At 67.4% G+C, this 17783-nt stretch carries 16 protein-coding genes and 1 tRNA gene; 7 read left to right on the top strand and 10 right to left on the bottom strand.

The window, feature by feature from the left end; all coding sequences use genetic code 11:
- Positions 1-127 precede the first annotated feature (127 nt).
- Positions 128-3196 (top strand): type I DNA topoisomerase, encoded by a 3069-nt coding sequence (gene topA, locus EEB19_RS15290; protein ID WP_187587711.1) that lies wholly within the window; start codon positions 128-130, stop codon positions 3194-3196.
- Between the two features lie 414 nt (positions 3197-3610).
- Here the strand turns inward: topA and EEB19_RS15285 are convergent, their stop codons facing one another.
- Positions 3611-5068, bottom strand: a complete 1458-nt coding sequence (locus tag EEB19_RS15285; protein WP_262365695.1) for an adenylate/guanylate cyclase domain-containing protein — start codon at positions 5066-5068, stop codon at positions 3611-3613.
- 172 nt (positions 5069-5240) lie between these two features.
- Here EEB19_RS15285 and EEB19_RS15280 point away from each other — a divergent pair, with 172 nt between their 5' ends.
- A complete protein-coding gene (locus tag EEB19_RS15280; protein ID WP_187587709.1) occupies positions 5241-6527 on the top strand; it encodes a DNA polymerase III subunit delta' in 1287 nt (428 codons plus the stop codon).
- A 53-nt stretch (positions 6528-6580) separates the two neighbouring features.
- Here the strand turns inward: EEB19_RS15280 and EEB19_RS15275 are convergent, their stop codons facing one another.
- Positions 6581-8218 carry an acyl-CoA synthetase gene (locus EEB19_RS15275; protein ID WP_187587707.1) on the bottom strand — a complete coding sequence of 546 codons (1638 nt, stop codon included), beginning with the start codon at positions 8216-8218 and terminating at the stop codon, positions 6581-6583.
- Between the two features lie 236 nt (positions 8219-8454).
- Here EEB19_RS15275 and EEB19_RS15270 point away from each other — a divergent pair, with 236 nt between their 5' ends.
- From EEB19_RS15270 to EEB19_RS15255, 4 genes are read left to right on the top strand one after another with little or no spacing between them, the layout of a single operon-like run.
- A complete protein-coding gene (locus EEB19_RS15270) occupies positions 8455-9303 on the top strand; it encodes an ABC transporter ATP-binding protein (protein WP_187587705.1) in 849 nt (282 codons plus the stop codon).
- Positions 9296-10072, top strand: coding sequence for an ABC transporter permease (locus EEB19_RS15265; protein ID WP_262365694.1), 777 nt, complete (start codon positions 9296-9298; stop codon positions 10070-10072). The genes EEB19_RS15270 and EEB19_RS15265 overlap by 8 nt, the downstream gene beginning before the upstream one ends.
- The gene (locus EEB19_RS15260; protein ID WP_262365690.1) at positions 10069-10866 is read left to right on the top strand and encodes an ABC transporter permease; all 798 of its coding nucleotides are present in this window, start codon (positions 10069-10071) and stop codon (positions 10864-10866) included. Before EEB19_RS15265 ends, EEB19_RS15260 begins: the two co-directional genes overlap by 4 nt.
- A 39-nt stretch (positions 10867-10905) precedes the next feature.
- Complete coding sequence (locus tag EEB19_RS15255; RefSeq protein WP_187587699.1) at positions 10906-11985, top strand: ABC transporter substrate-binding protein; 1080 nt, start codon at positions 10906-10908, stop codon at positions 11983-11985.
- Here the strand turns inward: EEB19_RS15255 and EEB19_RS15250 are convergent.
- The 8 genes from EEB19_RS15250 to EEB19_RS15215 all read right to left on the bottom strand — a co-directional run bounded on the left by EEB19_RS15250 (position 11975) and on the right by EEB19_RS15215 (position 17064).
- The gene (locus EEB19_RS15250) at positions 11975-12898 is read right to left on the bottom strand and encodes a LysR family transcriptional regulator (protein ID WP_187587697.1); all 924 of its coding nucleotides are present in this window, start codon (positions 12896-12898) and stop codon (positions 11975-11977) included. The two genes, EEB19_RS15255 and EEB19_RS15250, sit on opposite strands and share 11 nt — an antisense overlap.
- Positions 12899-12908: 10 nt before the next feature.
- Positions 12909-13133, bottom strand: coding sequence for a hypothetical protein (locus tag EEB19_RS15245; RefSeq protein ID WP_187587695.1), 225 nt, complete (start codon positions 13131-13133; stop codon positions 12909-12911).
- A gap of 179 nt (positions 13134-13312) precedes the next feature.
- Positions 13313-14293 carry an ABC transporter substrate-binding protein gene (locus tag EEB19_RS15240; protein ID WP_187587693.1) on the bottom strand — a complete coding sequence of 327 codons (981 nt, stop codon included), beginning with the start codon at positions 14291-14293 and terminating at the stop codon, positions 13313-13315.
- A 96-nt stretch (positions 14294-14389) separates the two neighbouring features.
- A tRNA-Thr gene (locus EEB19_RS15235) sits at positions 14390-14465 on the bottom strand.
- A 69-nt stretch (positions 14466-14534) separates the two neighbouring features.
- Positions 14535-15341: a triacylglycerol lipase gene (locus EEB19_RS15230; protein ID WP_262365693.1), complete on the bottom strand. Its 807-nt coding sequence runs from the start codon at positions 15339-15341 to the stop codon at positions 14535-14537.
- A 133-nt stretch (positions 15342-15474) separates the two neighbouring features.
- Positions 15475-15906 carry a VOC family protein gene (locus tag EEB19_RS15225; RefSeq protein ID WP_187587689.1) on the bottom strand — a complete coding sequence of 144 codons (432 nt, stop codon included), beginning with the start codon at positions 15904-15906 and terminating at the stop codon, positions 15475-15477.
- 59 nt (positions 15907-15965) lie between these two features.
- Positions 15966-16421 carry a helix-turn-helix domain-containing protein gene (locus EEB19_RS15220; protein ID WP_187587687.1) on the bottom strand — a complete coding sequence of 152 codons (456 nt, stop codon included), beginning with the start codon at positions 16419-16421 and terminating at the stop codon, positions 15966-15968.
- Positions 16422-16428: 7 nt separating this feature from the next.
- Positions 16429-17064: a hypothetical protein gene (locus EEB19_RS15215; protein ID WP_187587685.1), complete on the bottom strand. Its 636-nt coding sequence runs from the start codon at positions 17062-17064 to the stop codon at positions 16429-16431.
- A 45-nt stretch (positions 17065-17109) separates the two neighbouring features.
- Here EEB19_RS15215 and EEB19_RS15210 point away from each other — a divergent pair, with 45 nt between their 5' ends.
- On the top strand, positions 17110-17778 hold the full coding sequence (locus EEB19_RS15210) for a VOC family protein (RefSeq protein WP_187587683.1): 669 nt from the start codon (positions 17110-17112) through the stop codon (positions 17776-17778).
- The last annotated feature ends 5 nt before the right edge of the window (positions 17779-17783 follow it).

The following is a 17783-nucleotide window of genomic DNA, read 5'->3' as shown; positions in this document are numbered from 1 at the left end:
TCCGCCGCGACGTGGTCCCGCGCAATTTGTCACACTGGGTCTTTACGAAGGGAATCCGGATGTGCAAATAGCGCTATATATAAGGTACAAACCTCAGCGAGCAGCGAAAGCGAAGTAAGGACGCCCGGTGGCCGATACCAGCACCGCATCTCCCGCGAAGGGGAGCACGACCCGACGATTGGTCATCGTCGAGTCGCCGACCAAGGCCCGCAAGATCGCGGGGTACCTGGGGGCGAACTATGTCGTGGAGTCATCGAGGGGTCACATCCGGGACCTGCCGCGTGGCGCGGCCGACGTCCCCGCCAAATACAAGGGTGAGTCGTGGGCCCGGCTGGGCGTGAACGTCGACGACAACTTCGAGCCGCTCTACGTCGTGTCGGCGGACAAGAAGTCGACCGTCTCGGAGCTGCGGTCGCTGATGAAGGACGTCGACGAGCTCTACCTCGCGACGGACGGTGACCGTGAGGGTGAGGCCATCGCCTGGCACCTTCTCGAGACACTCAAGCCGAAGATCCCGGTCAAGCGGATGGTTTTCCACGAGATCACCGAGCCCGCGATCCGCGCCGCGGCCGAGAGCCCGCGCGACCTGGACATCGATCTCGTCGATGCCCAGGAGACCCGCCGAATCCTGGACCGCCTGTACGGCTACGAGGTCAGCCCCGTCCTGTGGAAGAAGGTCATGCCGAAGTTGTCGGCGGGCCGCGTGCAGTCGGTGGCCACCCGCATCATCGTCGAGCGTGAACGTGAGCGCATGGCGTTCGTGTCCGCCGAGTACTGGGATATCGACGCGACGATGGACGTCGGTGAGAACGCCGAATCGACGCCACGTACTTTCGGCGCACGCCTGGTCAACGTCGACGAGGCCCGTGTGGCCACGGGCCGGGACTTCGACGCCCGCGGTGGTCTGAAGCGCTCCGACGGCGTCGTCGTCCTCGACGAGGCACGGGCCACCCGCCTGGCCGGCGCGCTCGACGGGGCCGACATGACGGTCAGCTCGGTCGAGGAGAAGCCCTACACCCGCCGCCCGTACGCGCCGTTCATGACCTCGACACTGCAGCAGGAGGCCGGCCGCAAGCTGCGGTTCTCGTCGGACCGGACGATGCGCATCGCGCAGCGTCTCTACGAGAACGGCTTCATCACCTACATGCGTACCGACTCGACGACGCTGAGCGAGTCGGCGATCAACGCGGCCCGTGCCCAGGCACGCGAGCTGTACGGCGAGTCGTTCGTCCATCCCACCCCGCGCCAGTACAACCGGAAGGTCAAGAACGCGCAGGAGGCACACGAGGCGATCCGACCCGCCGGAGAGACCTTCCGCACCCCGGGCCAGGTCGCCAACCAGCTCGAGACCGACGAGTTCCGGCTCTACGAGCTGATCTGGCAGCGGACCGTTGCATCGCAGATGGCCGATGCCAAGGGCACCACCCTGAGCCTGCGCATCACCGGCACGGCCTCCTCCGGCGAGACCTGCACGTTCGCCGCATCGGGACGCACCATCACGTTCCCCGGTTTCCTGTCGGCCTATGTCGAGACCGTCGACGATCAGGCAGGCGGGCAGGCCGACGACGCAGAGCATCGGCTCCCGCAGCTGCGTGAAGGGCAGGCGCTGACCGCGACGAGTCTGACCGCCGACGGCCACTCGACGAACCCGCCCGCACGCTTCACCGAGGCGTCGCTGGTCAAGGTGCTCGAGGAACTCGGGATCGGCCGACCGTCGACCTACGCGTCGATCATCGGGACCATCCAGGACCGCGGATACGTCGTCAAGAAGGGCAACGCGCTCGTCCCGTCGTGGATCGCGTTCGCCGTCGTCGGGCTGCTCGAGGCGTATTTCCAGAGTCTCGTCGACTACGACTTCACGGCCTCACTCGAGGACGATCTCGACCAGATCGCCAGCGGCAACGAGAACCGCACGCGGTGGCTCACCGAGTTCTACTTCGGCGATTCCGCTGACCAAAGCGCAGCGAGCGGGTCGACGGTCACCCCACAGCATGACGCGGAGATCGCCGGGTCGGACATCGCCAAGCACGGCGGTCTGAAGAAACTCGTCGGCGTCAATCTCGAGGAGATCGATGCGCGCGAGGTCAATTCGATCCGTCTCTTCGACGACGAGGAGGGTCGGCCGGTCTATGTGCGCGTCGGTCGCTACGGTCCGTATCTCGAACGCAACGTGGCAGAGTCGCCCGACGCCGAGCCGGATCTGCAGCGCGCCAATCTTCCCGCCGACATCACGCCCGACGAGCTCACCCTCGCGGTCGCGGAGAAGCTGTTCGCCACGCCGCAGGAAGGTCGCTCGCTCGGCAACGACCCGGTGACCGGGCACGAGATCGTTGCCAAGGAAGGACGATTCGGCCCGTACGTGACCGAGATCCTGCCCGCCGACGACGAGGACGACGGCGGCAGCGCACCCGCGACCGTCCCGGCGGGACCCACCCCGCGAGACGGCGGCGAAGGCGGTGCCGGCGTCGGTGGTGAGGGCGGCGTGGTGCCGCTCGACGACGCACCCGCCGGCGGCGGAACGGCCACCAAGACCGCAGCCAAGACGGCCAAGAAGACGGCGAAGAAGGCTGCCAAGAAGGCCGGACCGAAGCCGCGCACGGGATCACTGTTCAAGACGATGGACATCTCGACCGTCACGCTCGACGACGCGCTGAAGCTGTTGTCGTTGCCGCGTGTCGTCGGCGTCGACCCGGAATCCGGTGACGAGATCACCGCGCAGAACGGCCGATACGGGCCCTACCTCAAGAAGGGCACCGATTCGCGGTCGCTGACCAGCGAGGAACAGCTCTTCGAGATCACGCTCGACGAGGCGCTGAAGATCTACTCCGAGCCGAAGCGTCGGGGCCGGCAGGCCGCCGCCCCGCCGCTGCGCGAGCTGGGCAACGACTCGGTCAGCGAGAAGCCGATGGTGATCAAGGACGGTCGCTTCGGGCCGTACGTCACCGACGGTGAGACCAACGCAAGCCTCCGCAAGGGCGACGAGGTCGCGTCGATCACGCGTGAACGCGCGATGGAACTCCTCGCCGATCGTCGGGCGCGCGGACCGGTGAAGAAGGCGACCAAGAAGGCCGCGAAGAAGGCCCCGGCCAAGAAGGCGGCGGCGAAGAAGACCGCAGCCAAGAAGACGACCGCGAAGAAGTCGACGGCCAAGAAGACGACGGCCAAGAAGACGGCAGCGAAGAAGACGACCGACTGACGGCTGCCGATGGTCGAGACCGGGCGTCTGCCCCTCTGCTGGTCGAGACTGGGCTTCTTCTCTGCTGGTCGAGTACGGTCTGCTCTTCTGCTGGTCGAGTACGACCGAGCCGCTAGGCGAGGGAGGTATCGAGACCACTTGCGCCACATCCGGTCTCGATACGGCGCTCGCCTGGCGGCTCGCCCCTACTCGACCAGCGGGCTGGAGGTCCTGTCTCGATACGGCGCTCGCCTGGCGGCTCGCCCCTACTCGACCAGCGGGCTGGAGGTCCTGTCTCGATACGGCGCTCGCCTGGCGGCTCGCCCCTACTCGACCAGCGGGCTGGAGGTCCGGTCTCGATACGGCCAGCGGGCAAGAAGTCCGGTCTCGACCAGCGGGGAGCGCGAGCTCGACCACCGCACTGCACCCGGTGACTCAGGTCCCCATCGGGGCCAGCAGCGGTCGGGCGAGCAGGGTCTCGATTCCGCGGCCGCGCAGTTCGACGCCTTCGCCGATGTCCCAGTGCTCGGCCTCGCTCTGCGATGCCAAAAACACCGCGCGTGCCGACCCCAACACCCGGGTCGGCTCGTCCTTGGCGAGTTCGGTCAGACGTGCGGCCTCGTTCACGGGATCGCCGATGACCGTGTACTCGAGGCGCTGCTCGGAGCCGATGTGTCCGGCGATGGCCTTGCCGGCCGACACACCGATGCCGATGTCGGTGTCGCCGAGGGTCTGATACAGCTCCGTGCGGAGCTCGCGTGCCGACGCCAGGGCACGCCCGGCGAAGTCCTCGAGGTCGAGCGGGGCGCCGAAGATCGCCAGGGCGGCGTCACCCTGGAACTTGTTGACGAACCCGCCGTGGCGTCCGACGACCGCGACCACGACGCGGAAGAACTCGTTGAGCAGCTCGACGACCTCACGCGGCGGACGGTTGACGGCCAGCCGCGTCGAGCCGACGATGTCGACGAACAGGACGCCGACGTAGCGTTCCTCGCCACCGAGTTCGGTTCCGGTCTCGATCGCCTTGCGGGCGACGTCCTCGCCGACGTACCGGCCGAACAGGTTGCGCAATTGCTGCCGTTCGCGCAGGTCGGCGACCATGTCGTTGAAGCCCGCCTGCAGGAGTCCGAGGTCGGATCCGTCGTAGATCTTGACCGCGACATTGAGGTTGCCGTCACTGACCTCGCCCTGCGCGCGGCGCAACTGTTTGATCGGATCGTTGATCGCGGCGACGACCCGGACGATCGCGATGACACTGAATGCGAGGGCGGCGCCCGACATCCACAGGATCGGGCGCTGCAGGCCTGCCGGGTCGGTGGCGATCCAGCCGAGCCGCTGCAGGGTGATCAGGCCGATGATGACGGCCAGCGGCGCGACGACGCTGACCACCCAGAAGACGGCGATGCGGGTGGTGACGCTCGGCGCGACGGCGGCGTCGGGGTCATTGGCCATCGCGGCGACCGTGATCGGGCGCAGAACCTTCTCCGCCTGCATGTACGACAGCACACACGTCACCAGCGCGCCGATGGCGCTGGCCATCGCCACGATGAACGCATCCCGATGGGACACCACGAAGTTCACCAACGTGAAGATGACGCCGCCGATGAGCCAGAGCGTGGCGTTCACCACCGAGAGCAGGTAGGGCAGTTTGAGGGCGCGACGGCGGGCGGTCTCGTTGTCGAGGCGGGTGCGTCGTCGGTGCCACACCAGGACGGGCAGCGAGAGCTGGATGCTGAGGAAGCCGCCGACGAGCATCGCGAGGACCAGGTAGACCGCGAAGATGACCTGGTTGAGGGCGGTGATCTCGTCGAGCCGGATGGAGTCCTCCACCGGCATGCCGAAGCGCAGGAAGGCGAAGGTGAACAGGGCGCCGACCACGTTTGCGCGCAGCATGTCGAGGGCAAGGATCGGCCACGGTGTGTGTATGAGCCATCGGGCCAGATGCAGGCCCTTTGACCACCGAGACCGACGTTCAATCACGTAACAACGGTAGCTGTCTGCTTGCAATTGTTAAACACGCGCTGGTCGATGGGTGGTGTCCGAACAGCGCATTACGCTGGCGGCTGTGACAAATGTCTTCGAGCGCCTGATCGGGCAGGTCGCGGTGGCCGACGAACTGCGGTCGGCGGCCCGCGCCGCCCGCAGTGTCTCCGCACGCCTCGACGAGGGTGACATGGGCGCCGTCTCCATGTTCGCCTCCGCCGACGAGGCGGATCCGGCTGCCGTCGACGGGGTGGTGAGGGCCTCCATGACCCACGCCTGGCTGTTCACCGGTCCGCCGGGCAGCGGTCGGTCGGTGGCCGCGACCTGTTTCGCGGCCGCGTTGCAGTGCCAGTCCGCCGACGAGATCGGATGCGGCGAATGCCGTGCCTGCGTGACGGCGATGGCGCAGACCCACGCCGACATCCGCCACGTCGTGCCGCAGGGACTGAGCCTGTCGGTCGCCGAGGCGCGCGACGTGGTCCAGGCCGCGGCGCGACGTCCGGGAACCGGTCGGTGGCAGATCGTCGTCGTCGAGGATGCTGACCGGCTGACCGAACAGGCTGCCAATGCTCTGTTGAAGGCGGTCGAGGAGCCGGCGCCGCGGACGGTGTTCCTGCTGTGTGCGCCGTCGGTCGACCCCGAGGACATCTCCGTCACCCTCCGGTCGCGGTGTCGGCACATCGCCCTCACGACGCCGTCGGTTCCCGACATAGCCCGGGTGCTGATCGATCGCGACGGCATCGACCCCGACCGAGCCGCGTGGGCGGCCGGGGTGTGTGGCGGCCACGTCGGACGGGCCAAACGCCTCGCGACCGACGACGACGCCCGGGCGCAACGCGAGAAGGCGCTCGGACTGGCCCGCGCGGCCACCCGTGACTCGACGGCCTACGCCGCCGCCGAGGCGCTGGTGCGATCGGCCGACGAGGCGGCGAAGGCCATCAGCGCCGAACTCGACGAGGCCGAGACCGAGGAGATGAAGACCGCACTCGGTGCCGGTGGAACGGGCAAGGGGACGGCTCGCCCGCCGCGCGGCACGGCCGGCGCGCTGAAGGAACTGGAGAAGCGCCAGAAGTCGCGGGCCACCCGCGTGTCCCGCGATGTCCTCGACCGTGCGCTGGTGGATCTCGCCGCGCTCTTCCGCGACGCGCTGGTGGTGTCGGTCGGCGCGCAGGTGACCGCAATGCATCCGGACAAGGCCGATGACATTGTCGCGCCGATGGCCGGATTCGCTTCTCCCGAACAGCTTTTGCGGTGCGTCGAGGCGGTCCTCGAGTGCCGGACCGCTCTGGACGTCAACGTGAAGCCGAAGTTCGCGGTCGATGCGATGGTCGCGACGATCAACCTCGCAATGCGGCGCGAGAACGCCTGACGGAATCTGTCGGCGTCACGGGTCTCGATACGCCGGCGGGCTCGCTGCGGCTCTCAGGTGAGCGGGCCCGTCGGCAGCATCCGCCGGACGAGTTTGCCCGTGGGGTTGCGCGGCAGTTCCTCGATGAAGACGACGTCGCGGGGCACCTTGTAGCGGGCCAGATTCGACTTCACGTGTGCCTTGATGTCCTCGACCTGTGGGTCGGCGCCCGGGATGCGGACGATGAACGCGCGCAGGCGAGTTCCGAACTCGTCGTCCTCGACCCCGACGACGGCGACGTCGGCGACGTGTGGATGCTCGGCGAGCAGATTCTCCACCTCGAGCGGATACACGTTCTCACCACCGGACACGATCATGTCGTCGTCGCGGCCCTCGATGAACATCAGGCCGTTGTCGTCGAAGCGCGCCATGTCGCCGGTCGACATGTACCCGTCGATGATCTGCTTGTTGCGGCCGTCGGTGTACCCCTCGAACGGCGCACCGTTCTTCACGAAGAGCCGCCCATGCACGTTGGCGTCGGTGATCCGCTTGTCGTCCTTGTCATACAGCGCGAGGTGACTGCTGACGGGCGCGCGACCGACCGTGCCGGGCGCCTGCCGCAGTTCCTTCGGTTGCGCCACCGACGCGACCGCGACCTCCGTCGAGCCGTAGAGGTTGTACAGGACATCACCGAAGGCGTCCTGGACCGACTCCGACAGCGTCGGCGACAGGGCGGAGCCGGCGATGACGATGATCTTCAGTGACGACAGGTCGTACTTGCCGATGACGTCCGGTCCGAGCGCCACCATGCGGTGCAGCATCGTCGGAACGGCGACCAGCATGTCGGCACGATGTTCGGCGATCGCGGCGAGGGTCTTCTCGGCGTCGAAGCGGCGCATCACGACGGTCTTGTTCCCGAGTGCCGTGCTGACACCCCAGAGGGCGAAGCCGGTGGAGTGGAAGATCGGCGAGACGATGACGGAGGTCCCGTGCTGGGGGATCGGGATGCGGTCCAGGATGAGTGCGCTCGTGAACGGTGAGAACCTGCCGCGTGCAGCACCTTTCGGCAATCCTGTGGTGCCGCTCGTCAGGATCACGAGGCCGCCGATCTCTTTCGGCTCGGGGGGCGTGCTGGTGTCGCCGGTGCGGACGATGTCCTCGAGGGTGCGTGCGCCCTCCGGAACGGGCCGGTTGCCGTCGACCCAGGTCAGGTAGCGGGAGATGTCGGCGGGCAGGTCGTCGAGGAGGTCGATGAACTCCTCGTCGAACAGCATCGCCTTGACGTTCTCGCGCTCCGCGACCTCGGCGAATTGCGTCTTGCCGAAGCCGGTGTTCATCATGGCGAGCCGCACGCCGGCCAGGCCGGAGGCTACGAGCACCGTCAGCAGTCCACGATGGTCGCGGGCGAGCACTCCGACGACGCTGCCGGGGGTCAGGCCCGTCGCGAGCAGGTCGTTGGCCAAGGCATTCGCGTTGCGCTGCAGTTCGGCGAACGTGAGGGTCCCGCGCTCGTCGGTCAGTGCCGGAGCGTCGGGATACTCCTCGGCGCCGTGCATGATGATCGTCGCGGGGGCGCCCAGTGTCTTGCTGCGCTTGACGGAGGTGATCAGCTCCTTCGGCTTGCCGAAGTCCAATGCGCCGGACTTCTGGAGGACCCGCATCGCTCCGACGGTGTCGGTGAGGGTCTGAAGATGATCGCGGATCGATGGCATGCGCCAAGACCTCCCTGCTGTGTCGCACATCACGGTACCGTTGCCACTCTATGCGCAACTGACAATCGGCGTGTTCAGAATCGAGCTGAGCTTAGCCGGTGTGCTCGTGGGTCTCGATGAGGCCGGTCTCGCATCGCGGTCGCGACGACACCCGGCGACTCCCGAACGGGGAAGATGCGGCACTGATAATTCAGCGGTAATCAACCAGCAACACCCGGCTCCTAACGTCACGATCCATGAGCGCAGCCGATCCGCGGCCGCCGGGCACCGGCATCGACATCACCGATCTCGCGAAGGCCTTCAGCACGCGCGCCGTGCGTGGGTCCTCGAGCGTCACCGCGCTCGAGGACGTGTCACTCGCGACGAGCGAGGGCTCGTTCGTGTCGTTGCTCGGACCGTCTGGCTGCGGCAAGTCGACCGTGCTGCGGATCCTGGCCGGTCTCGAGGAGCCGAGCGCGGGCACGGTGCTGATGAACGGTCAGTCGCCCGCCGAGTTGCAACGAAACCACCAGTTGGGCATCGCCTTCCAGGATTCGGCGCTGCTCCCGTGGCGTTCGGTCGAGTCGAACATCAAGCTACCGCTACAGGTCGGCCGAGTCCCGATAGACGACGGGCTGATCGCGGATCTGATCGAGCTGGTGGGACTGACCGGATTCGAGAAGTCCAAGCCGGCAACGCTGTCCGGCGGCATGCGGCAGCGGGTGTCGATCGCCCGGGCGTTGGTGGTGAAGCCGACGGCGCTGTTGCTCGACGAACCCTTCGGTGCGCTCGACGACATGACCCGACAGCGGCTCAACATCGAGTTGTTGCGCATCTGGACGGAGAAACCGGCGACCACCCTGATGGTCACCCACGGCATCGCCGAGGCGGTCTTCCTGTCGGACGTCGTCGCGGTGATGAGCCCGCGGCCGGGGCGGATCATCGAGATGGTCACCATCGATCTGCCACGACCGCGCGTACCGGACATGATGCGTACGCCCGAGTTCCATGCGATTCACGATCACCTGTCCGGACTGCTGTTCGGCAGTCGGGGAGCGGGTGGAGTCGCCGACGGTGCGCCTGTCGTCGGGGCCACCGGTGGGTGATCGTCGAACCGGAAACCGTTGGTATGCAGGAGTCCTTGGGATCGTCGGACTGATCCTGCTGTGGTGGGTCGCCGGTGCGCTGGAGTGGTTTCACGGCACGATCCCCACCCCCGGCGCCGTACTCGCCACCATCGCCGACACGGGAGCGTCGTTTTACCTCGACAACTTCTCGTCCACGGTCGAACTCGCGCTGCGCGGATTCCTGTGGGGCAACGGCCTGGCCATCGGGCTGGCGGTGCTCGTCGTGCTCATCCCGCCGATCGAGGGCCTCGCAACACAACTCGCGATCATTTCGTACTGCACGCCGATCATTGCGGTCGCGCCGATCATCCAGGTCGCCTTCGCGCAGGTCCAGACGATGATCGTGTTCCTCGCGGCGATCTCGGTCTTCTTCACGACGATGATCGGCACCTTGAGCGGTCTGCGGTCGCCGGCGCGCGGAAGTCTGGACCTGGTCAAGGTCTACGGCGGCGGACGGATGTCGCAGCTGTGGCGGGTCCGCGCGGTGTCGGCGTTGCCGAGCACGCTTGCCGCCGTGAAGATCGCGGCCCCGGCCGCAGTCCTCGGCGCGGTCCTGGGTGAGTTCCTCGCGATGCCCGACCGAGGGGCGGGGCCGGCGATGATCGTGGCGCAGCAGCGCGGAGACATCCCCGAGGTATGGGCGATCGCATTGCTCAGCGGGGCCATCGCCGGCGTGGCCTATGCGGCGATCAGTGTCGTCGCGCGGTTCGCGACGCGGTGGTCGACCGGGATGGCGGTGCTGCGGTGACCGCGGCCGGGGTGGCGAGTATCGGCAGGTTCCTCGGGTCGCTGCTGCTGTCGTTCGTGCTGATCCTCGTCATCTGGTGGTTGTTCCTGCTCGCGTTCCCCGACATCGGGCCGATCATCGGGCGGACCCCGGTCGACGTGTTCGAGTACCTGTTCACCGCTCCCGACGCCGATGTCGCGCGAAGCGAGATCCTCGACAACCTGTGGATCACTCTGGGCGACGCGGCGATCGGCTTCGTCGTCGGCATGACGGTCGCAATCCTGACGGCCGGCCTGTTCGTGCTGTCGAGACCGGCGGCGCAGACATTCATGCCGATCGCGATGCTGCTGCGGTCGGTGCCGTTGGTCGCGATGACACCGCTGATCACGCTGGTCGTCGGACGCGGGGTGGCCGTGGTGGCGATCATGGGCGGCATCGTGGTCTTCTTTCCCGCGCTGGTCATGATCATGACGGGGCTGGCGAACGCGCCGCGGCAGATCGACGACGTGATCACCGTCTATGGCGGCAGCCCCCTGACCGTGTTGCGTCGGTCAGCGGTGCCCGCGGCGGTCCCGTCGCTGTTCAGTGCCGCCAAGGTCTCGGTGCCGGGAGCGCTCGTCGGGGCGACCGTCGCCGAATGGCTCGGCACCAACACGGGCCTCGGAGCGACTCTGCAGCAGGCACTCCCGGCCGCGGCCTACGACGAGCTGTGGGCGTCGGTACTGGTCATCACGGTGGCCTCGATCCTTCTCTACGCCATCGTCGGCGTCGCGGAGACCGTCGTCCTCAGCCGGATGGGGATGCAGCAGAACTGATGTCCCGGGATCGGATCCGGGGGGAATGGAAGGGAACACATGAACCACTTCAACGGGCGCACCGCTTTCGACCGGCGTTCATTTCTGCGGTACTCGCTGACCGGGATCGGCGCTGTCGGTGCACTCGGCGCGACCGGAGCGCTCGCGGCGTGCAGCAGCGGGACCAGCGACTCCGGCGGTGGCGCGTCGTCGACGAATCCGAAAGTGCAGCTGTCGTGGCAGAAGAACATCGAATTCGCGGGTGAGTACTGGGCGCTGGAGAAGGGGTACTTCGAGCAGGCCGGAGTCGGGACGCCCGAGTTGATCACCGGTGGAGGGGCAGGAACCGGGGTCGAGACCGGGCTCACCTCCAACAAGGTGTGGATCGGGATGACCGCGCCGCAGCTGACCGCGCCCGTCATCCTGCAGGGCGCCAAGCTGATGACTGTCGCGGCCACGTTCCAGAAGAATCCGTTCTGCATCGTGTCGTCGGTCGACCGCCCGATCGCCACGCCTCAGGAGATGAAGGGCAAGAAGATCGGTGTGCAGGCGTCCAACGAGAACGTCTTCAAGGCGTTGCTCACCGCGAACGGGATGACCGAGAACGACGTCCAGAAGATCACCGTGCAATACGATCCGACGCCCTTGACCAAAGGGGATGTCGACGGGTGGGTGTCGTACGTGACCAACGAGCCGATCACGTTGGCCGCCAGTGGTTTCCCGAACACCAACTTCCTGTTCGCCGATTTCAACCTGCCCCTCGTGGCGGAGACTCTCGTGGTACGTCAGGAGACGATCGACAACGAGCGTGACAAGGTGAAGGCCTTCCTCAAGGCCGACATCCAAGGTTGGTACGACGCGGTGGCCGACCCGGCCGGCTCGGCCCGGCTCGCGGTTTCCGAGTACGGCAAGGATCTCGGGCTCGACGAGGCCGAGCAGACCAAGGAGGCGACCGCGCAGAACGGGCTCGTCGTGTCAGCAGACACCGACGCCAACGGTCTGCTGACGATGACCGACGCGTTGATCGAGGAGAACATCGTCGCCCTCGAAAAAGCCGGTTACACACTGAAACCCGAGCAGATCTTCGACATGTCGCTGATCAAGGAGGTCTACGCGGAGAACCCGGGACTCAAGCGGTAGCGCCGGATGACGCCCGGCCGGTCGCGACCGCGATGTCGAGCAGGTCGCGCGCCGGACCGCGCAGCGTGATGTTCGGCGTCCACACCGCGCGCAGCGGGCGCACCATGCGCAGACCGGCGACGGCGATCTCGACGAGTCGGCCGGCAGCGATGTCGTCGTCGACCGACAGGCGGGACAGGACGGCAGCACCGGGTGAGTTCAGCACGGACGCCCTGATCGCCGTCACCGACCGCAGTTCGATCAATGGTTCGGCGGGTGTGACGCCCGAATCCCGAAGTGCTGCTTCGTAGGTGACCCTCGTCCCCGAGCCGGGTTCGCGTTGGATGAGGGGTGTGGCCGCCAGTTCGTCGAGCGACACCGGCCGGCCGTCGGCCCAGCGATGGCCTGGCGCCGCGACCACGACCAATTCGTCGCGGGCCACCATCGCGGAATCGAGATCGGCGACCGGGCCGGGGCTCTCGATGAACCCGAGGTCGGCGTCGGATGCGTGGACGGTGTCGATCACCTCGGTCGAATTCATCGGCCGCACAGAGATCTTCACGTCGCTGCGATGTGCGAGTGTGCTGATCCAGATCGGGACCAGGTACTCGGCGACCGTCTTCGATGCGGCGACGACCAGTGTGGCGTGGCGGGCGCCGACAAGGGTGTCGACCCCGGCCATGAACTGGGCGGCGCGTTCGACCAGGGCGTTGGCCCACTCCAGGACGGCCATGCCGTTGGTGCTGACGTCGACCCCCCCGGCCGACCTGATGAAGATCTCGACGCCGAGCTCACGTTCGACGCCACGTACCCTCGCGCTCACCGCCTGCTGGCTGATGCCGAGGTCACGAGCGGCGGCGCCCATGCTGCCCAGGCGGGCGACGGTCACGACGACGTCGAGCGCTGCGATGTCGGGGAGACGGCGCGCGACCACGACCGGTGAACTACTTCGTCGGCGTTCCGCCGCCCTCGGTGTCGTCGCTGCCGTCGTCGGTGTCGTCGTCGCTGTCGCTGTCGCCGTTGCCGCCGGCGGAGTCATTGTCTGCCGACGACTCGTCGTCGCGGAGTGCGTCATAGCCGTCGACGCCCTCGAGCACGGTGAGCTCCTGGTCGATCGCGGCGGACACGGCCTTCGCCTCGTCCCTGATCTTGTTGATGAAGTCCGACATCGTCTGCTCCTCGTGGTGGGCGATCCGCGTTGTGGGAGATCGGGTGGTGGGCAATCGGGTCGAGCCATCCGGTGTCGCCGCCGGGCCCCCGCCCATCGGCTCCGCCGCTGACCGGTGGTCCTGCCTCCACTATAGGGAGGTCGTGGCGGACCCGATCTGCGTTCGCGGGTCCGCAGGTGTCACGGGGTGCGGTACTGCGCCAGCGCCGAGTCGAAGCGGTCGAGGATGTCGTTGGCCTGACCGTAGTTGCTGACCAGGCCGTACCCGCCGGGTTGGACATTGCCGGCCCGCCCGGCCGCGGAGTCGGCGACGAACGGGGAGTCGACCACCGACGCGACCTTCCCGAACGGCTTGACCGGATCGCTCATCGTCGAGCTGTAGAGGATGAGCGAACCGTCCACGTGGTCGCCGAGCTTCTCGCGGGAGAGCTGCGCCTCTCCGGGACCGCGGGTGGCGGTCATCGTCGTCGCCGACGGCGCGAACTGAGCCCCGGCCGCGGTGAGGATCTTCCCGACCATGGACTCGGGCCCGTAGGCCCAGAAGTCGGCGTCGTCGAACGAGTCCAGGAAGTTCACGCGCGCGGTCCGCAGCGTGTCGGCTCGCGCGGTGGCGACGGCCTCGGCGTGACGTGCGAGATCGGCGTCGAGTTGCTTCTTCTGTTCCGGCCGGTTGACCGCGTCGGCGATGATCCCGACGCGCTTCTGCCAATCGCTGCGGAGCTCACCCTCGATCGGTACAAGGACCACCGGCGCCACACTCCGCATCTGATCCAGAACGCCGCTGTCGGTGTTGCTGTGCGCGAGGATCAGATCGGGCTTCAGCTCGAGGATCTTCTCCACGTTGATGTTCTCGCCGTTCGCGACGACCGGTACATCCTGCAACTTCTTGGCGTACTCGGGGATGACGATCGACGGCGGCACCTTCGCGATCCCGACCGGGACGATGCCGAGGTCGAGGAGTGGCTGGGTACCGATGTTGTGGGTGGCGACCACCCGCTCGGGGTGCACGGGCACCTCCACCTGACCGGCGGGTGTGTCGATGGTCCGCGTCTGCGCCGCGGTGTCGCCGGTGTCTGCGCCGCCGCAGGCCGCGAGCACGAGAACGACCGCGCTCAGCAGGGCGGTGGCCCACCATCGGGTGCGGGGGGATGCGGACGTCATGCGTGGCCTCCGGTCAGGTTCGACGGTACTTAGGTGAACCTAACACTCGGTCGGCGACAGTTGGCGTGTGCCTCCCCGTGACGGCCTGCGTCTTCGTGGAGCCGCCCAGGGGAATCGAACCCCTGACCTATTCATTACGAGTGAATTGCTCTACCGACTGAGCTAGGGCGGCGTGCTGCGCGCGGCAGCGCTCACGAGTGTAGCGAGGGGTGCCGCGCCGCTCCAAACCGGTCGTCGACGGTCAGCCCGGGTAGTCGTCGCCGCAGGGAATGGGCACCCGATGGCCGGGATCGAGGCTGCTGCGCACGAGCGCGGCGACCGTCGGGGAGAACGCCATGCCGAGGTGCCCGATCTGCGAGGTCGGGCACACGTCCTGAACCCGGGTGTTCGTGACGTTGTCACCGGCAGTCATCAGCGAGTTCTGCCAGGGGGTGACGATCTCGTCGAAGGCCGTCGCGAGATTCACGTAGCGGATGTTCGCGTGTCGTGGTCCCCAGTCGTTCTCGCCGGGCTCCCGTGCGGCGGCGGGCAGGCGGTCGGTGATGTTCCCGGTCCGCGAGAACCCGCGGTTGGGCGCCGACAACCCGATGATCGCGTCGATGTGCTGGGCACGTCCGGGTAGCTGGCTCACCAATTGTGCGATCGCGCCGCCCTGCGAGTGCCCGACGAAGTCGACCTTTCGGGCGTGGGTGGCGGCGAGCACGCGGTCCATGAGCGCCGCGGCCTGTCGGGCCGAGCGGTCCTTGTCGCCCAGACCGCCGACATTGCCGCTCCAACTCGTCTGGCCGTAGGTCAGGCTGAAGACGCAGTAGCCGGCGTTGGCCAGTGTCGGGGCGAGATAGGCGAGGTTGGCGTCCTGGTTCAGTGCGGTCCCGTGCAGGAGGATCACCGGATCGCGACCGTTGCGATCCCGGCAGTCTGCGCGGTTCGACCCCGGGGGAGCCGTTGTCGCCGGGCGGCTGAAGCCGGAGGCGATGGCGGTGTTGACATCGGTCGTCACGGGGTACGGCGCCGCGGACGCCGTACCTGTCAGGACACCGGTTGCCATCGCCGCGACCACGACAACGCAGCTGATCAATCCGAACCGCCGGGACGTCTGCCTCATCCGGTCATTGTGCGCCGCGTGGGCCCGGTTGATCTGCCGGTCGAGAACATTCCGCCCCGGCACCCCGCTGCGTCAGTCAGGCAGACGCGAGGTCCGGTGCCAACTGCGTGAGGCGCACGCTGTTCCCCGACGGATCACGGAAACCGGCGTCGATTCCGTAGGGGCGCTGCTCTGGGGCCTCGGTGAACTCGACCCCGCGCGAGACGAGTTCATCGTGGGATGCCTGGCAGTCGTCGGTGGTGAGGAAGACCGTCCCGGCGAAACCCTTGGCGGTGAGCGCGGCGATCTCGCCCTGCGTTCCCGCATCGATCATCGGGGGCCCGGGGATCGCCATCAGGACGATGGACACATCCTCTTGTCCCGGCGGGCCGACGGTGAGCCACCGGAATCCGCCCATCTCCGGAAAGCTGACGTCCTGCCGGATCTCCATGCCGACCCGGCTCGTCCAGAAGTCCAGCGCAGCATCCTGGTCGTGGACCCAGAGTTGCGCACTCGCGATACGAATCATGGTGTTCACCTTTCCGTTTCGGCACTCGTCGCGCCTCATCGTGTGTGGTGACATCCACGCTACGAGTCCGGAGGGCCGACGCTCTTCTTCCCCTGTGCTGTCTTGTCGGTACGCGTGGTCGGTGCCGGCCGGGTGAACAGACGCATCACGCACGTCGGCACGGGCACGAAGGCCCGGGCCGGCGGGAAGGAGGCACGGTAGGCCGTCGGGGTCGTGCCGAAGGCCCTGCTGAAGCTCGTGGTGAACGAACCGACGCTCGACAGGCCGACACTCATGCAGATGTCGGCGACCGATCGGTCCGTGGTGCGCAGCATCGCGGCCGCGCGTTCGAGCCGGCGGGTCTGGAGATAGGCGTGCGGCGACTCGCCGAAGGTGGCCGCGAATGCCCGGCTGAAATGTGCGCGCGATAAGCCTGCGGCAGAGGCCATGTCGTCGACGGTCAGCGGCTCGGCGAAGCGGGCGTCGACGAGGTCCTTGGCGCGCAGCAGGTGACGCGCCGGCGGCGGGCTGGGCATGCGTAGATTATGCGCCGTCGGCGCCCGGCTCATCGAGCTTCGCGAGCAGTGCGCGACCCCGCGGCGACAGTTCGTAACCCACGTCCAGGCTGCGCGTCAGCCCCAGCTTCTTCAGCTTGCGGACGTCGAGCTTGAAATCAGGCCGTTCCCTGCCCAATTCGGCTGCCAGTTCGGTGGACACGACGGCTGGTCGGCGGGCGATGACGTCGAGCACCGACCGGGTCCACGGACCGTGCGACGACCGGCCGTCGAGACGGGAGAGCCGAAGCCGCAGATCGGCGATGTCGTCGTCGGAGAGGTCGTCGTCGGCGCGCAGGGCGATCCGCGGGTCCGGTCCTGCGTGACGCAGGCCGATCCGGAACACCGGATCGGCCTGGTCTGTGGGCGATCCGCCCGATGGGTTTCGGGTGCCGGGCGCCCGGAGCCGGGTGACGGCTTGCTCGGCCGAATCGAATCCGGCGCGCCGGGCGTCGTCGTCGGAGATGTCGGCGGGATGGATCTGCTCGAGCGAGACGATCTCGACGACGCCGGCCGAGCTGATGAACGTGGAGCCCACCGTGACGCGAGCAGCCTTCCATCGGCGGAAGGCCAGGTCGACCGTCCCGTCCGCGACACCCTGGGCGATCCGGGCCGGCAGCAGCACATCAGTAGGGTACCCAGATCGCGCGTGCGGTCGTAGGGTCGAATCATGACCGGATCCACTGGAACACCTGTCAGCGGTGCACAAGCCACCGAAGCCCTCTCCGAACCGTGGCGCGTTCTCGCCGACACCGTGTACGCCGCGTACAAGACCGGCGGCATGGTCAAGGGCGGAGAGTTCGTCGCGAAGATCATCGATGCCGCGGAGGCCGTCCAGCATCATCCGGACATCGACCTGCGTTATGGCTCAGTGCATCTCGCGCTCACGACGCACAGTGCGAAGACCCTGACCGAAGCCGATGTCGCACTGGCCAACGCGATCGCCGGGATCGCCGCCGATCTGGACCTCGAGCCGTTGCCCGCCCCACCCGCACGTTTCGACCTCGCGATCGACGCGCTCGACATCGCCGCCATCCGTCCGTTCTGGCTGGCCGTTCTCGGCTATCGGGACGAACCCGACAACCCGCACATCGACCTGACCGATCCCGCCGGAATCCTGCCCGGGGTGTGGTTCCAGCAGATGGACGAACCCCGACCGCAGCGCAGTCGCATGCACGTAGACCTGTGGGTGCCGCACGACGTCGTCGACGAACGCATCGCCGCAGCCGTCGATGCGGGCGGCACGCTGGTCACCGACGAGTTCGCGCCGGAATGGTGGGTGCTCGCCGACGTCGAGGGCAACGAGATCTGCCTCTGCACCTGGCAGAACCGGGACTGACAACC

It is taken from the genome of Gordonia sp. OPL2 (genome assembly GCF_003797825.1).
Lineage (GTDB): Bacteria > Actinomycetota > Actinomycetes > Mycobacteriales > Mycobacteriaceae > Gordonia.
This window is presented reverse-complemented; position numbering and strand designations above follow the sequence as displayed.

Coding starts and splice junctions, on each gene's coding strand:
- EEB19_RS15285 (WP_262365695.1), bottom strand. CDS start 5,068: ATGCTGCGCGCAAACGTGGTCGGCGCCCTGTTCACCTTCGCCTTCCTG.
- EEB19_RS15275 (WP_187587707.1), bottom strand. CDS start 8,218: ATGCCATCGATCCGCGATCATCTTCAGACCCTCACCGACACCGTCGGA.
- EEB19_RS15270 (WP_187587705.1), top strand. CDS start 8,455: ATGAGCGCAGCCGATCCGCGGCCGCCGGGCACCGGCATCGACATCACC.
- EEB19_RS15255 (WP_187587699.1), top strand. CDS start 10,906: ATGAACCACTTCAACGGGCGCACCGCTTTCGACCGGCGTTCATTTCTG.
- EEB19_RS15245 (WP_187587695.1), bottom strand. CDS start 13,133: ATGTCGGACTTCATCAACAAGATCAGGGACGAGGCGAAGGCCGTGTCC.
- EEB19_RS15240 (WP_187587693.1), bottom strand. CDS start 14,293: ATGACGTCCGCATCCCCCCGCACCCGATGGTGGGCCACCGCCCTGCTG.
- EEB19_RS15230 (WP_262365693.1), bottom strand. CDS start 15,341: ATGGCAACCGGTGTCCTGACAGGTACGGCGTCCGCGGCGCCGTACCCC.
- EEB19_RS15225 (WP_187587689.1), bottom strand. CDS start 15,906: ATGATTCGTATCGCGAGTGCGCAACTCTGGGTCCACGACCAGGATGCT.
- EEB19_RS15220 (WP_187587687.1), bottom strand. CDS start 16,421: ATGCCCAGCCCGCCGCCGGCGCGTCACCTGCTGCGCGCCAAGGACCTC.
- EEB19_RS15210 (WP_187587683.1), top strand. CDS start 17,110: ATGACCGGATCCACTGGAACACCTGTCAGCGGTGCACAAGCCACCGAA.